The sequence below is a fragment of the Streptomyces sp. NPDC111802 genome (assembly GCF_055634335.1).
Map to the genome: position 1 here is coordinate 381,813 of NZ_JBVKCZ010000001.1, position 15,122 is coordinate 396,934.

Annotated in this window: 13 protein-coding genes; 4 read left to right on the forward strand and 9 right to left on the reverse strand. The window is 72.7% G+C overall.

All coding sequences use genetic code 11. The features are described from left to right. Window positions 1-91 precede the first annotated feature (91 nt). Together hemG and hemQ are read left to right on the forward strand one after the other, a co-directional pair. Entirely contained in the window at window positions 92-1,552 is a 1,461-nt protein-coding gene (hemG, locus tag ACZ7NC_RS01660; RefSeq protein WP_471483938.1) for a protoporphyrinogen oxidase, read from the forward strand. 5 nt (window positions 1,553-1,557) lie between these two features. Beyond that, window positions 1,558-2,289, forward strand: a complete 732-nt coding sequence (hemQ, locus tag ACZ7NC_RS01665; RefSeq protein WP_471483940.1) for a hydrogen peroxide-dependent heme synthase — start codon at window positions 1,558-1,560, stop codon at window positions 2,287-2,289. An 83-nt stretch (window positions 2,290-2,372) separates the two neighbouring features. Here the strand turns inward: hemQ and ACZ7NC_RS01670 are convergent, their stop codons facing one another. The 5 genes from ACZ7NC_RS01670 to ACZ7NC_RS01690 form a co-directional block, all read right to left on the reverse strand. Beyond that, window positions 2,373-4,019 carry an alpha/beta hydrolase gene (locus ACZ7NC_RS01670; RefSeq protein ID WP_471483942.1) on the reverse strand — a complete coding sequence of 549 codons (1,647 nt, stop codon included), beginning with the start codon at window positions 4,017-4,019 and terminating at the stop codon, window positions 2,373-2,375. 97 nt (window positions 4,020-4,116) lie between these two features. Further along, entirely contained in the window at window positions 4,117-4,926 is an 810-nt protein-coding gene (locus ACZ7NC_RS01675; protein ID WP_471483944.1) for a TIGR04222 domain-containing membrane protein, read from the reverse strand. Window positions 4,927-5,028: 102 nt separating this feature from the next. Further along, the gene (locus tag ACZ7NC_RS01680; RefSeq protein ID WP_471483946.1) at window positions 5,029-5,817 is read right to left on the reverse strand and encodes a DUF4142 domain-containing protein; all 789 of its coding nucleotides are present in this window, start codon (window positions 5,815-5,817) and stop codon (window positions 5,029-5,031) included. 272 nt (window positions 5,818-6,089) lie between these two features. Further along, window positions 6,090-7,457 carry an MbnB/TglH/ChrH family RiPP precursor modification enzyme gene (locus tag ACZ7NC_RS01685; RefSeq protein ID WP_471483948.1) on the reverse strand — a complete coding sequence of 456 codons (1,368 nt, stop codon included), beginning with the start codon at window positions 7,455-7,457 and terminating at the stop codon, window positions 6,090-6,092. 191 nt (window positions 7,458-7,648) lie between these two features. Then, the gene (locus tag ACZ7NC_RS01690) at window positions 7,649-8,380 is read right to left on the reverse strand and encodes an aminoacyl-tRNA hydrolase (protein WP_471483950.1); all 732 of its coding nucleotides are present in this window, start codon (window positions 8,378-8,380) and stop codon (window positions 7,649-7,651) included. A gap of 104 nt (window positions 8,381-8,484) precedes the next feature. Here ACZ7NC_RS01690 and ACZ7NC_RS01695 point away from each other — a divergent pair, with 104 nt between their 5' ends. Both ACZ7NC_RS01695 and ACZ7NC_RS01700 read left to right on the forward strand, forming a co-directional pair. Then, window positions 8,485-9,357, forward strand: coding sequence for an ABC transporter ATP-binding protein (locus tag ACZ7NC_RS01695; protein WP_471483952.1), 873 nt, complete (start codon window positions 8,485-8,487; stop codon window positions 9,355-9,357). Beyond that, window positions 9,354-10,025: an ABC transporter gene (locus ACZ7NC_RS01700; protein ID WP_471483954.1), complete on the forward strand. Its 672-nt coding sequence runs from the start codon at window positions 9,354-9,356 to the stop codon at window positions 10,023-10,025. Before ACZ7NC_RS01695 ends, ACZ7NC_RS01700 begins: the two co-directional genes overlap by 4 nt. 3 nt (window positions 10,026-10,028) lie before the next feature. On the opposite strand, the gene ACZ7NC_RS01705 is transcribed toward ACZ7NC_RS01700, so the two are convergent. From ACZ7NC_RS01705 to ACZ7NC_RS01720, 4 genes are all read right to left on the reverse strand, one after another. Beyond that, complete coding sequence (locus ACZ7NC_RS01705) at window positions 10,029-10,886, reverse strand: polysaccharide deacetylase family protein (protein ID WP_471483956.1); 858 nt, start codon at window positions 10,884-10,886, stop codon at window positions 10,029-10,031. Between the two features lie 106 nt (window positions 10,887-10,992). After that, window positions 10,993-12,420 (reverse strand): serine/threonine-protein kinase, encoded by a 1,428-nt coding sequence (locus ACZ7NC_RS01710; protein WP_471483957.1) that lies wholly within the window; start codon window positions 12,418-12,420, stop codon window positions 10,993-10,995. Window positions 12,421-12,430: 10 nt separating this feature from the next. Continuing rightward, a complete protein-coding gene (locus tag ACZ7NC_RS01715) occupies window positions 12,431-13,840 on the reverse strand; it encodes an alkaline phosphatase PhoX (protein WP_471483959.1) in 1,410 nt (469 codons plus the stop codon). A 90-nt stretch (window positions 13,841-13,930) separates the two neighbouring features. Next, window positions 13,931-14,860 carry a slipin family protein gene (locus ACZ7NC_RS01720; RefSeq protein ID WP_471483961.1) on the reverse strand — a complete coding sequence of 310 codons (930 nt, stop codon included), beginning with the start codon at window positions 14,858-14,860 and terminating at the stop codon, window positions 13,931-13,933. Between the last annotated feature and the right edge of the window lie 262 nt (window positions 14,861-15,122).

Sequence of the window (15,122 nt, forward strand, 5' to 3'; positions counted from 1 at the left end):
GCGGGAAACGGTCCCGATGCGGTCACGGTCGGGACTCGTGAAGGACACCGGGGCGCGGACGGTTGTCAGTGGGGTCTGAGAGGCTGTGGACATGCGCGAAGTGGAGACTCGTACGGAAACGGGCCAGGTCGTCGTCATCGGGGGCGGTATCGCGGGGCTCGCCGCGGCCCATCGCCTGCTGGACGCCGGCCGGCAGGTGACCGTCCTGGAGGCCTCGGACCGGGTCGGCGGCAAGCTGCTGCCCGGCGAGATCGCGGGCGTGCGCGTGGACCTCGGCGCCGAGTCGATGCTGGCCCGCCGCCCCGAGGCGGTCGCCCTCGCCCGCGAGGTGGGCCTCGGCGAGCGCCTCCAGCCGCCCGCCACCGCGACCGCGTCGATCTGGACCCGCGGTGCCCTGCGCCCCATGCCCAAGGGCCACGTCATGGGCGTACCCGGCACCGCCGCCGCCCTGTCCGGCGTCCTGTCCGACGAGGGCCTGGCCCGCATCGAGCGCGACGCCGACCTGCCCCGCACCGAGGTCGGCGACGACGTGGCGGTCGGCGAGTACGTGGCGGCACGCCTCGGCCGCGAGGTCGTCGACCGCCTGGTCGAGCCCCTGCTGGGCGGTGTCTACGCGGGCGACGCGTACCGCATCTCGATGCGCTCGGCCGTCCCGCAGGTCTACCAGGCGGCGAAGACCCACGACTCCCTCACCGAGGCGGTCCGCGAGATCCAGGCCAAGGCCGCGGCCAACCAGCAGACCGGGCCGGTGTTCATGGGCATCGAGGGCGGCGTGGGCGGGCTCCCGCTCGCCGTCGCGGAGTCGGTGCGCGCGCGGGGCGGCGAGATCGTGACCGGGGCGCCGGTGACGGAGCTGCGCCGCGAGACGTCCGGCGGCTGGCGCGTGGTCGCCGGTGACCGGGTGCTGCGCGCCGACGCGGTCGTCGTCGCCGTACCCGCCCCGGCCGCCGCCGCCCTGCTGCGCGCCGAGACCCCCGAGGCCGCGGCCGAGCTGGACGGCATCGAGTACGCCTCCATGGCCCTGATCACCCTCGCCTACCGCCGCGCCGACACCGACCTCCCGGCGGGCAGCGGCTTCCTCGTGCCGCCGGTCGACGGGCGCACCATCAAGGCGTCGACGTTCGCCTCCCAGAAGTGGGGCTGGATCGCCGACGAGGACCCGGACACGCTCGTCCTGCGCACCTCCGTCGGGCGGTACGGCGAGACGGAGATCCTGGGGCGGGACGACGACCACCTGGTCGAGGCCTCCCGGCGGGACCTCAAGGAGGCCACCGGCCTCGACGCCACCCCCCTGGAGACCCGCGTCACCCGCTGGACCGACGGCCTGCCCCAGTACCCGGTCGGCCACCACGCGCGCGTGGCCCGCGTTCGCGAGCACGTCGCCAAGGTGCCGGGCCTCGCGGTGTGCGGCGCGCAGTATGACGGTGTGGGCATCCCGGCGTGCATCGCGAGCGCGTACGCCGCCGTCGACCAGCTGGACGGTGATCTGCGCGGTGTGGAGGAGCTCACCGCCAACCCGGTGCAGAGTCTGCACGGCGGAGCGGGAGAATAAGGGACATGAGTGACGACGCCTCCACCACCGAGCCCGGCAGGATCCCGAACAAGGGCAAGCTGGCCAAGGACCTCAATGAGGTCATCCGCTACACCCTCTGGTCCGTCTTCAAGCTGAAGGACGTGCTCCCCGAGGACCGCGCGGGCTATGCCGACGAGGTCCAGGAGCTGTTCGACCAGCTCGCCGCCAAGGACGTGACGATCCGCGGCACCTATGACGTGTCCGGTCTGCGCGCCGACGCCGACGTCATGATCTGGTGGCACGCCGAGACCAGCGACCAGCTGCAGGAGGCGTACAACCTCTTCCGTCGCACCAAGCTGGGCCGCGCCCTGGAGCCGGTCTGGTCGAACATGGCGCTGCACCGCCCCGCCGAGTTCAACCGCTCGCACATCCCCGCGTTCCTCGCCGACGAGACGCCGCGCGACTACGTCAGCGTCTATCCCTTCGTGCGCTCCTACGACTGGTACCTGCTGCCCGACGAGGACCGCCGCCGCATGCTCGCCGACCACGGCAAGATGGCCCGCGGCTACCCGGACGTCCGCGCCAACACGGTCGCCTCGTTCTCGCTGGGCGACTACGAGTGGATCCTCGCCTTCGAGGCCGACGAGCTCTACCGCATCGTCGACCTCATGCGTCACCTGCGTGCTTCGGAGGCCCGGATGCACGTCCGCGAGGAGGTGCCGTTCTACACCGGCCGCCGCAAGTCCGTGGCCGAGCTGGTCGCCGGGCTCGCCTAGGTCGAGGTACGGCGAAGCCCCGCGCCCCTCGATGGGGCGCGGGGCTTTGCCGACCCGCTGGTCCGCCGTGTGGGCGCGGCCGGCTACGGACGGGCCGGGGGTGCGAGCTGGTCCTTCCGCTGAGCGGTGGGCTTCTTCGCCTGGCGCTCACCCGCCCGCTGCGGCTTGGGCTCGGGATGAGCCTCGCACGAGGCCCGTCGTTCCGGCAGGCGCCCTTCCAGCAGATACGCGTCGACGTGGCCGTTGACGCAGGCGTTCGGGCCGTACGCGATGCCGTGCGTCCCGGCGTCCCGCTCGGTCACCAGGACCGAGCCCGCGAGGCGCCGGTGCATCTCCAGCGCCCCCTCGTAGGGCGTCGCGGCATCCCGCTCGGCGGCCAGGATCAGGGTCGGCGGCAGCTCGCCCGGCCCGGTCCGGACATCGAGCGGCTTCTGCCGGGGCACCTGCCAGTAGGCGCACGGCAGGTTCATCCACGCGTTGTCCCAGGTCTCGAACGGCGCCACCCGCGCGAGCCGCGTGTTGTCCCGGTCCCACACCGTCCAGTCCGTCGGCCAGGGCGCGTCGTTGCACTCCACGGCCGTGTAGACCGCGTTGGTGTTCTCCTCCTCGGCCGCCGCCTCCGTCACCGGCGCGGCCAGCTCGACCAGTGGCTTCGCGTCGCCCTTCAGATACGCCGACAGCGCCTGCGCCCGCGAGGGCCAGGAGTCGTCGTAGTAGCCGGTCTGGAGGAACGCCTCCTGCAACTGCCCCGGCCCGATCTTCCCGCCGGCCGGCTTCGCGGCCAGTCGCGCCCGCGCCTTCTCGTAGTTGCGCAGCACCTGGTCGGCGGTGATACCGAGCCCGTACACATCGTCGTGCTCGGCGGTCCACTCCCGGAAGTCCGTCCAGCGCTCCTCGAACGCGGCCGACTGGGCGAGGTTGTTGTGGTACCAGATCTGCTTGGGGTCCGGGTTCACCGCGGAGTCGAACACCATCCGCCGCACATGCTGGGGGAAGAGGTGCGCGTACAGCGCGCCGAAGTAGGTGCCGTACGACGCGCCCATGAACGTCAGCTTCGACTGGCCCAGCGCGGCCCGCAGGACGTCCAGGTCACGGGCGTTGTTCAGGGAGTTGTAGTGCCGCAGCGCGCTCCCGGTGCGCTCGGCGCAGCCGCGGGCGTACGCCTTCGCGTGGGCGATGCGCTCCTTCTTGTACGCCTCCGAGGGGTACAACGGCGCCAGGGAGGGGCCCTTGAAGTACTGCTTGGGGTCCTGGCAGGACAGCGGTGCGGACGGCGCCACCCCGCGCGGGGCGTAGCCGACCAGGTCGTACGCCGCCGCCAGCCGCTTCCACGCGGGGATGACACCGATCAGCGGGAAGTGCAGCCCGGAGGCGCCCGGTCCGCCCGGGTTGTAGACCAGGGCGCCCTGTCCGGGCACCCGGCGCTTGCTGTTGTGCGGGTCCGTGTGGGTGGCCCGTGCCCGGCTGACCACCAGCCGGATCTGCTTGCCGTCGGGGCGGGCGTAGTCGAGCGGCACGGACACCGTGCCGCACTGGACATGGCCGGGCAGTCCCTGGTCCTTGGGGCAGCGACCGAAGTCGATGCCGGCCGCCCTGGCACGCGCGACGGCCACCGTCGTGCCGTGCCGTTCGTCCGCGCCCGGGGCGGCACCGGCAGTGCCGGCCGGGGCCAGGGAGAGGGTGGACAGGAGCATGGCCCCGGCGGCCGTGTAGAGGGCGGCAGCTCTCATCGCGTATCCCTTCGATGCACACCAGCAACAAAAGGGATATTTCGTTCGTCTGTTGATGAAGGCAAGCACCACCCTGCCGGTGTCGCCGCAATGCCCCCTATGCGTCACCGTGGTGCTGCTCGCGGGGCTGCCCTTGGTGCTGCTCCCGGTGCGCGAAGGCGGCGCGCAGGTCCGGCTCGCCGATCGCGCGGACGCCCCGAACGGCGACACAGGTGAGATACGTACGGTCGTCCCCGCCCCCGGCATGCCGGACCAGGCCGCTCAACAGCCGCTGGCCAGCCGGGGAGGCCCACTGCGCGTACGGGTGGATCTCGATGCGGGCGATGGCGAGGCAGCTCAGGGTGAGTACGAGGGGGAGCGCGAACCACAGTGCGACCAGATGCGCGGGCATCTCCGACGGGGTGGGCGCCAGCAGGGCGATCGCGCCGAGCACCACCACGACCGCCGCCGCGAGCCGCACCTGACGGATCGCGGCACCCGTTCCGTTCCGCGCCCCGGCGGGCACGGCGAGGCCCGCGCTGACCAGCCGGTCGGCGAGGCTGCCCACGGCGTCGGCGGCGGCCGCGGCGGCACGCACCGGCTCGATCCGGGACTGGCCCTCCGGCCCGATGGCCCCTATCACCGAGCGCTCCATCTCGTCCCGCCCGCGTGGATCGACGACCGTCGCCCAGCCGGTGTGCGCGAGCAGCAGCCGCCGCTGCCGCGCCATGGAGACGAGGGTCAGATCGGCGACCCGCCGGGGACCGCCGGACAGGAACGCGGCCTCGTACAGCGTCAGATCGTGGTCCGGGACCGCGGTCGCCTCGTTCGTGTCCATGGCCGCGGTGTGTACGGCGGCCAGGCACAGCCGCGTGCACGCCGTGCCGGCGACGGCCCAGGCCAGCAGGAGGAGAAGGACCCAGAACATGCCGCGTTTCTATGCCAAAGGCCCTGCGAAACGCCATGCCTTGTTCACAATCCGGACCGAGAGTTGCCGGGATGTGACGTTCCGGATCGGAAAGTCCGGACGTCAGGAGCCCTCGACGTCCTCCTGGCGCGGGCTCGCGGCGGCCGGCGGCAGGGGGTAGGTCGGCGACGGCGGCGGGGTCACGGGGGCGGCCGGAGCGGGGTCGGTGGTCGGACCCGGCGGGGCGGGGGGAGGGGTGAGCGGTGGCGTGCTGTCGGCGACCATGTCCTGGACCAGCGCGTCGTAGTCGACGTAACCGGTGGCCTCCAGGACCGTGATGTGGTCCAGCACGGTGGTGTTGGCGTCGTCGGCGAGCTTGCGGACGAGGGAGTTGCGGGTGCCGGCCCGGACCTGGGCGACGACGGAGAACACCTTGCCGTGCGCCAGCCGCAGGATGTTGGCGAACTGCCGGTCGTACTCGACGCCTTGGGCCCCGTCCAGGGTCGCCAGCCACTCCTTCTGCTGTTCGGTGGGCTCGTTGGGCAGGGTCAGGCTGAGTTTGGCGGCGACGTCGCGCACCCTCCGGTCCAGGAACGTGTGCCCCTCGATGAGGTGCTCCCCGGCGGTCCGTACGGCCGGAGTGGTCCCCTTCTGCCGGGCCTGGCCCCCGGCGGGCAGCTCCCACAGGCCCGCCAGCCGGACCTTGGTGATGAAGTCACGGTCGAGGGCGGACAGCGGCCCGTATCCGGTCGAGACGGTCTCGGCGTTGAGTACGTCCAGACCGGTCCCGGACCGGTCGGCGTACGACCAGATCGGGAAGATCATCGCCAGCAGCGTCGCCGTCAGGCCCGCGATGATGAGTCCGGTGCCGCTGAAGATGCCTCGGCCGTTGATCGGGGGTCGGGGTCGCATGGTGCCTCCTGTTGCGGCACCGCACGTTAGTGCGCTTCGGGGATGGGGTTGGCATATTACTTCGGCGTCTACGCCAACCGCCGTACAGGAGCGAATGGTTGCAACCGGGGTGGTTACGGGCGAATGGGGAGCGATGCCGAGTGGCTTTCGGCGGCAAACGCGGGTGAAAAGGACGCGAGGACCGCGTCGCGGGCCGGGGTGTTAACCCCGGCACACTCGCGGTGGGCGACGGCGTCCAGCGCGGCATCCGGAGTTGGCGTAGCCGGTGTCGCTCACCGTCGCAGCAGCACCCGGCGCGTGGCGTGCGCCAGCCGCACCCCGGGCCGCCGGGACCGCGGCCTCGGCCCCGACCGCTCCAGCCACCACTCCCGCAACTCCGCCCGCACCCGCGGGTCCTCACAGCGGTCCTCGGTCAGCAGATACCCGGCGAAGTCCAGCGCGTCGCGCCGGTAGCCGCCGGTCATCGGGTGCCCGTGGGCGTACGCGAGGAAGGCCCGCCGGTACCCGTCCCCGAGGATCACCGGCAGTTCGGGCGCGACCTTCGCGACGACGTCCGCCCGCTTCCCGGCGAGCGCCCGCGCCTGCACACCGAGCCGCACCCGGTCGAACCCCTCCGGCACGGGCGTACCGGCGACGAGCGCGGAGAGCAGGGCGGCCTGCGCGAGGGCGAGCCGCTGACGGGCGGGCTCGACAAGCTCCCCGACCCGATCCGTACCCTTCCCCGACACCGCTGCCTGCGAGGCACCTACGGCGGCGACGTCCTCCCCGGAGGCATCCCGCTCGGCGGCACCTCGCTCTACGGCGCCCCGAGGGGCGGCGCCCTTCTCCAGCGCGCCCCGGATCGCCTCCAACTCCTGCTCCAGCTCCGCCGGTTCGGGGAAGTTCTCGTCCCGTTCCAGCAGGACGCCCGGCGGGGACACCCTGGAGGCGAGGTCCGTCAGGATGTCGAGGACCGGCCGGGGGACGGGGTGGGCGTGGCTGTCGTGCCAGACGCCGTCGCGTTCGAAGCCGCCGGCGACATGGACGTACGCGATGGCCTCCAGCGGCAGCTCGGCGAGCGCCTTGGCCGGGTCCTCGCCCCGGTTGACGTGGTTGGTGTGCAGGTTGGCCACGTCGATGAGCAGCCGTACGCCCGTCCGGTCGGCGAGTTCGTACAGGAACTGCCCTTCGGTCATCTCCTCGCCCGGCCAGGAGATGAGCGCGGCGATGTTCTCCACGGCGAGCGGTACCGGCAGCGCGTCCTGGGCGATACGGACGTTCTCGCACAGCACGTCGAGGGAGTCCCGGGTGCGCGGAACCGGCAGGAGGTGCCCCGCCTCAAGCAGCGGGGACGCCGTCAGCGGCCCGCCCGCCCGGACGAACGCGATGTGCTCGGTGACCAGCGGCGACCCCAGCGCCTCCACCCGCTCGGCGAGCGCGGCCAGCCGCCCGGCGTCGGGCCGCTCCGCGCCGCCCAGGCCCAGCGAGACGCCGTGCGGGATCACGGTGACGCCGCGCTCACGCAGCCGTACCAGAGACTCAGGAAGGTGTCCGGGGCAGACGTTCTCGGCGACGGTCTCGACCCAGTCGATGCCCGGCATGCGCTCCACTGCGTCCGCGATCTCCGGACGCCACCCGATCCCCGTGCCCAGTCGCTCCATCGTCCCCTCCTCGGCCTCTTCCGTACCCGCTGTCCCCGTCTCCTCGGATGTCTCCTCGGACGTGTCGGACGTGACGGGGGTATGGCCCCGCGGGCGCCGCCCGAACCCCTCGGGGGACACCTTCAGAGCAACATTTGAGGTTGGGACCCGCGTCCCGCCACAGGCTCGTACGGGCGGGACGGCCGGGATGTTCAAACGCCGGGTGTCCGCCGCAGTGCCGGATGGTCGGCGACGACCGTGCACGAGCCGGGCGCGATCTCCGTGAACCCGGCGTCCCGCACCAACGGCAGCCCGGCGTTCGTCAACTCGCCCCAGCGCCCCGGCTCCGCGGTCCGCACGGCCAGCGGAAACCCCGCGTCGCGCCAGGCCGCCCGCTCCTCGTCCGACAGCTCCCACCAGGCGAGCTGCGCCGCGTGTCCGGTCTGGGCCATGGTCTTGCCGGCCGACATGTCGAGTTCGGGGTTCAGCCAGAGCACCGGCGCCGACGGATCGGCGTCCACGGGCGGTTCCGGGTCGTCGAGGTCGGTACCGGACACCTGGAGCTTCGCCAGTTCCTTGGGCCAGCCGTCCAGCGGCACGGGCGGGAAGACCCGCACCTCGGCCGACTTCCCGGTGACCGTGATCCCGGGCAGCCCCTCGGCCCGCCGCCACTCGGCCCCACGGGCCCGCCGCACGACCTTGCGGATCCGCGCGTCCTGCCAGTCGCGCACGGCCTGAGCCCACTCGCCGTCGCCGAGAGAGCGCTCGTCGCTGAGCATCACCAGCACGGCACGGGCGGAGGTTTCGAGGGCGTCGGTACGGGCCGGGGGAGCGGTTCGCTCAAGACGGACGACCAAGGGCAGCACGAACTGCGGAGCCTGATCGCGAGCACTGGGCTCGGACCGGAAGGGACTGTCGCCGCTGGGCGTCGCATCATGACTCACGACAACACCCTAAAGGGCGCGGAGCTGTGCCGATTCCGCGGCTCCGTCCCGTGGGCGCGATCAGCTCCGACTCAGCCGCAGCCGCCGTACGAGAAGATTCCCCCATGCAACGCGATCTTCGTCTGGACAACGTGGGCCGCCGCTACGGCCTACGCGGCCCATGGGTCTTACGCGGCATCCACCTCACCGTGCCCCCCGGCACCCTCATCCGCATAGAAGGCCCCAACGGCACCGGCAAATCCACCCTCCTGCGCCTCCTGGCCCGCATAGACGCGCCGACGGAGGGCCGCATCAGCGGAGCGCCCCGCACCGCGTACGTCCCCGAACGCTTCCCCACCGCCCTGCCCTTCACCGCCCTCGGCTACCTGACCCACCTCGGCGCGGTGCACGGTCTGTCCCGGCCGGCGGCAGCGCGCGCCGCCCTGGAGTGGCTCGACCGCTTCGGCGCCGCCACCTACGCCCGTACCCCGATGGCCCAGCTGTCGAAGGGCAGCAGTCAGAAGGTCGCCGTCGTCCAGGCCCTGCTCGCCGAACCGGAGCTGCTCGTGCTGGACGAGGCGTGGACCGGCCTCGACGCGGACGCCCGCGCGGAACTGGAGCGGACCGTCGCCGAACGCACCGCCGACGGCACCGCCGTGGTCTTCGTGGACCACGACCCGCGCCGCCTCGCGGGGACGCCCGACGCGACGTACACCGTGCGGAACGCCGGCCTCGACCTCCGTACCGGACAACCGCCCGAGGAGCCCACCGGCCCGCGTGTGATCGTCGTCGCCCAGGGGGCGCGGGGTGGACAACTGCCCGCCGACGCGGCCCGTACGGCCGTCGCGGCGGAGGAACCCACGCCGGGCATCCACCGCCTCACCGTGCCCGTCTCCCACTCGGACATCCTGCTGCGGGCCCTGCTGACCGCCCGGCCGCCCTGGCACGTGGTGAGCGTGAGCCAGGAGCCGAACCCCGAACACGAGAGCCGCCGATGACCGCCCTGCTGAGATACCAGGCCGCCCTGCTCGCCCGCTCGCAGCGCTGGCTGCCGCCGTTCATCCTGTACACGGCGTTCCTCGCGATCGGCGTGCAGAGCGGCCAGCCGATCCTCGACTCGCTCGGCTACGCTGCCGCTGCCCTGCTGCCCGTCGCCGCCTGGCTGGTGCGGATCTGCGTCACCAACGAGCCGCCCGCGGCCCGCAGTTGTGTCTCCGCCGCGGTCGGCCCCGGGCGGGCGCACCTCGCCGCTCTGCTGGTGGCGCTGGCCACCTCGGCGGCCCTGGGCACGATCGCGACCCTTCTCGTGACGCTGATCAGCGACCCGGCGAGCGCGGACCACCAGACGCGGGTACCCCGGCTTGCGGCGGGCTCGGCCGGGCTGCTCGCCGCACTGGCCTGCGCCCTGCTGGGCACGGCTGTCGGCGCCCTCACGACCTGGCCGGTGCTGCGCTCGACCGGCCGCGCGGTCCCGACGATGCTGCTCGCGGCGCTGCTGGCCGTGGTGGCGACCGGCTCCCCGGCGCAGGCGGCGGTCACCGGCCTGGTCACCGGCTCCCGCTCGGGCACGGTCCCCCTGCCCGTACTGCCGCTGGCGGCGGCGGCCCTGCTCACCGCGATGGCGACCGCCGTGGCCTGTGTGCTCACGTCCCGCAGATCACCCTGACGCTCACCGCTGCTTGCTCGCGGCCCCGATCAGCTCGGACACCTTCACCAGCCGGAAGCCCGCAGCGCGCAGCTTCGGCACCACGCCGCGGACCACCCGCTCGGTCGTCGGAGCGGCACTGCGCGTGCAGTGCAGCACCACCACGGACCCGGGCCGCACCCTGCCCAGCACCTCCCGGGCGACCTCGCCGGCGTCCGTGGCGAAGGCGTCCCCGCTGACCACGTCCCACTGCACGCCCGTGACGCCCAACGGGGTCAGCGCCCGCAGCGCCGGCCGGTCGTAGCATCCGCCCGGAAACCGGAAGTAGGGCATCGGATCGCGTACCCCCACCTTCCGGAACACGGCGTACGCCCGCTCCACGTCAGCCCGCATCCGCTCCTCGCCGATGGTCGGCAGCCCGTAGCAGTCGCCGGTGAAGGCGTAGTGGCTGTAGGAGTGGTTGGCGATCTCGAAGAGCCGGTCCCGCCCGATCGACCGGGCCTGCTGCGGATACTCCTCGGCCCACCGCCCCGTCATGAACACGGTCGCCGGCACCTTCAACTCCCGCAGCGCCGCGATCAGCCCCGGGTTGTCGAACCGCTCACCCCGTGCCGCCCGCGGCCCCTGATCGGCGGTCATGTCGGCGTCGAAGGTGAGCGCGACGGTCTTCTCCCCGGTCCGGGGCCCGTGCTCGAAGACGGGGGTCGTGCCCGCGGGGCCGGGCGCGAGCGTCGCAGGCCGGGCCGAGGGCGACGCGGCGGTGGCGCTGGGCGCCGGGAGCGGAGCGCGGGTCGCCTCCTCGGGCGCCGAACACGCGGCGAGCGCGCTGAGCGCCGCGCCCAGGGCGCAGACGGCGGTGACGCGGCGTACATGAGTGATCACCGCATGAAGATATGAGGATCACATGCTCATTCCGGTACGCCGACGGGTGCGCCGGATCCCAGTCACCCGCCCGGCGGGACGGCGCCTTGTCGCAGGCGCTCTCCGCTCAGCCTCTACGGGTGCAGGAGCCCGTCGGCGCGGTGGCCGGCGGGCGGCACTGGAGGTCGAACTCGGCCGGGTTCGTGCTCAGATAGCGGCCCATGCAGGCGTTCGCCGTCGTTCGGCCGTGCTTGGCGCAGAACCTCAGGGCGGAGCGGCCGTCGGCGAAGGGGCCGGGGGCGTAGAAGACCCAGTAGCCGCCACGCAGGGACGCGTAGTCGTCGCTGCGCAGGACCTTGGCGCCCGGCATGGACCGGCGGATGGTGGCGAGCCGGCTGTCCCGGTTGGCGGTGCCCGCGGCGACGGGTTCGGAGTGGAGCTGGGCGATCCAGCGGCCGCCCGGGGTCGGCTTCTGCTTCTTCGGGGTGGGGCCGGGCGTCGTGGCGCGGGCCTTGGCGCTGCCGTTCGTGTCGCCGTTCGCGTCGCCGTTGGTGTCGCCGGGGTTCAGGGCGAAGAACAGTGCCGTCGCCGTGGCGAGCACCAGGGCCGCCGTCGTGGCCAGTACGAGGGGTGTGCGGCGTCGGGGGCCGCCCGCCCGGGGGACCGCGGGGCGCGTCTCCAGCCGGGTGGGCGTGGGCGTCGGGTGCGGTGCCGCTGTGGTCGCCGTCGGCTGGGCGGCCCAGTGCGGGGTCGCCCCCGACTCCACCTGCGCCAGCATCGCGTCCAGCCGGGCGGCGTCCGGGCGGGCCGCCGGGTCCCGGACCAGCAGGGCTTGGAGCACCGGCGTCAGCGGGCCCGAGCGGGTCGGCGGGGGGAGCGGGTCGTCGAGTACGGCGGCCAGGGTGGCGAGGGTCGTCGGGCGGCGCAGGGGGCTGACGCCCTCGACGCAGACGTACAGGACCACGCCCAGCGACCACAGGTCGGCGGCCGGGCCGTCGTCGTGGCCCCGGATCCGCTCCGGGGCCATGTACTCGGGCGACCCGACGAACTCGCCCGTGGCCGTGAGGCCCGTCGTGCCCTGGAGGGCGGCGATGCCGAAGTCGGTGAGGACGGCGTCGCCGCCCTGGCGCAGCAGGATGTTGGCGGGCTTGACGTCCCGGTGCTGGATGCCCGCCGCGTGCGCGGCCCGCAGCGCGGCGAGCACCTGCCGGCCGAGCCGGGCCGCCTCGACCGGCGTCAACGGGCCGTCGTCCAGCCGTCGTTGCAGCGAGATGCCCGGCACCAGCTCCATCACGATCCATGGATGCGGTTCGGCGGCCACGATCTGATGGACCGTCACCACATGCGGATGGCTCAGCCGGGCCAGCGCCCGCGCCTCCCGCATCACCCGCTCGCGCACCACGCCGACCGGGTCCGCGTCGGACCGCACCGCCTTGAGGGCGACCTCGCGGTCGAGCACCGTGTCGCGAGCGCGCCACACGGTGCCCATTCCTCCGCTGCCGAGCCGCTCCACCAGCTCGAAACGGCCGTCGACGAGATCCCCCGGTGCGTTCATGCCGCACAGGTTAGAGGACGCCCCGAGTCGGCTGTCCGCGCCAGGGGCCCGTCACCGCGAACGTCGTGCCCGGTGTGTAGCAGTTGACGTACATCGTCCCGCAGTCGGGCGAGAAGGTGACTCCGGCGAACTCGCCCCACTCCGGCTTTTCGGGGCTCCCCAGGTTCTGGGCGTTGCGCGCCATCGCGTACACCTCGCCGTGCCGTGTCACGCCGAAGACGTGCTGGGCTCCGTCGCCGTCCTCGCAGACCATGAGGCCGCCGCCGGGGGCGAGGCAGATGTTGTCGGGGGACTCGCCGGGCAGTTGCAGGTCGGTGTCGGGACCGAAGACGATCACCAGGGTGAGACGGCGAGCGGCAGGGTCGTAGCGCCAGATCTGGCCGTAGTGGTCCGCCGCCGAGCCCGCCGCGCTGTGGGCGAAGGAGGAGACGAAGTAGACGCTGCGGCCGCCCCAGTAGCAGCCCTCCAGCTTCTGCGCGTGGGTGATGCCCTTCGGGCCGAAGTCCTGGAGGCGGATGGGGGTCCGGGCGGCCAGCGGGTCCGGTACGTCCACCCACTCGATCTTTTCGAACGTCGTGCCCGGCTCCTGGATCGTCGAGAGGTCGGGTACGCCCGGCACGCGCATCGCCTGGAGGCGGCCGCCCGCGCGCAGGGTGCCCAGGCCGCCGTTCGGCTGGTGGGGCAGGAAGCGGTAGAAGAGGCCGAAGGGCTTGAGGAAGGCGTCCTCGGTCTCGTAGACGACGCCGCTGTGCGGGTCCACCGCGATCGCCTCGTGCTGGAAGCGGCCCATCGCGGTCAGCGGGACCGCGCCGGAGCGGTACGGGTTCGCCGGGTCGACCTCGAAGATGAAGCCGTGGTCCTTGGTGTAGCCGTTGGTGCCGGCCTTGTCCTCGGTCTCCTCGCAGGTCAGCCAGGTGCCCCAAGGGGTGGGCCCGCCCGCGCAGTTGACCGCGGTACCGGCGATGGCGACGCGCTCGGACAGGACGTTGTCGTGCCGGTCGAGCGTCAGGGCCGTACAGCCGCCCTTGCCGGCCGGGTCGTAGGTGAGGCCCTCGACCGTCGGGACGGGAACCCTGGCGTCGGCGCGGTTCTCGTGGTTGCGGACCAGGTGGACGCGGCCGTGCCGGCCGGGCAGGGCGGTCATGCCGTCGTGGTTGGAGGGGACGGGGCCCTCACCGGAGCGCAGTTGGTCGCCCTCGCGGGAGAGGACCCGATAGCGGAAACCTTTTGGCAGATCGAGCAGGCCCTCGGGGTCGGGGACCAGCGGGCCGTAGCCGGAGTGGCCCAGGTTCTGCGCGGCGGCGGTGCCGGCGAAGAGTTCGGTGAGGTTTCCGGCGAACGCGATCGAGACGCCCAACGCCCCTGTGCGGGCGAGGAGCTGACGGCGTGTCGTACGACCGGCTGAGGTGTTCTCGGACATGGGGCAGCCTTCCTGCTGGCGGACAGGAACTTTGACCCCGCCGTGTCTACCACCTGCTGCGAGCCTCGGGAACCACGCGCGTAGCACGTGTCACTTCTCTGAGGCGTCCTCGATGATGTCCTCGATCGTCCGCTCGACCTCACGCTCGACCGGGGGCTCGACGGCCCGCGGGGCGCCCTCGTCCGGAGGGGTTTCCAGGGCGTGACCCGCGTCCGGCTGAGGGTGCTGAGGGGCCCGCTTCGTGTCGCGCTCCTCGGGCTGCTCGGCGCCCCTCTCCAGGAAGCGCAGCAGCTCCACCGGGATGGGCAGGACCAGCGTGGAGTTCTTCTCCGCGGCCACCGCCATCACCGTCTGGAGGAGGCGCAGCTGGAGCGCGGAGGGGGTGTCGGCCATCTGACGGGCGGCCTCGGCCAGCTTCCTGGAGGCCTGGAGCTCGGCGTCGGCGTTGATGATCCGGGCCCGCCGCTCGCGGTCCGCCTCGGCCTGCCGGGCCATGGAGCGCTTCATCGACTCCGGCAGTGACACGTCCTTGATCTCGACGCGGTCCACCTGCACGCCCCAGCCGATGGCCGGGCTGTCGATCATCAGTTCCAGGCCCTGGTTGAGCTTCTCGCGGTTGGAGAGCAGATCGTCCAGATCGCTCTTGCCGATGATCGAGCGCAGTGACGTCTGCGCCATCTGCGAGACCGCGTACTTGTAGTCCTCGACCTTGATGAGGGCGCTCGCGGGCTCGACCACCTTGAAGTAGACGACCGCGTCCACGCGCACGGTCACGTTGTCGCGGGTGATGCCCTCCTGGCCCGGTACCGGCATCGTGACGATCTGCATGTTGATCTTGTGCAGCCGGTCCACGATCGGAACGATCAGCGTGAATCCGGGAGGTCGTACGTTTCCCGCCAGCCGTCCGAGCCGCAGGACCACCCCGCGCTCGTACTGCTTCACGACCCGCGCCGCGGCCGCGACGTACACGACGCCCGCGGCAGCCACTCCCGCGACGATGCCCAGCACTTCTTCGACCATGACGACCTCCTCGCCAAGAGGTCCGTTCCCTATGCTCCTGCAACGATATGCCCGGAATCTGGTCCGGGGCCATGGACGGCCCCGGACCAGGGGTCATGCGTCAGCAAGGGCCATACGCCGGTCAGGGCGCCGTGACCCGCACCGGTTCCGTGCCCGCGGCACTGTGTCGCTCGGCCCAGCTCTCCAGGGCCGTACGGCAGGCGTGGTCGAGGTGGTGCAGTCCGGAGAGGTTGAGCTCGACCGGGCGGTCCTGGGGCAGGGC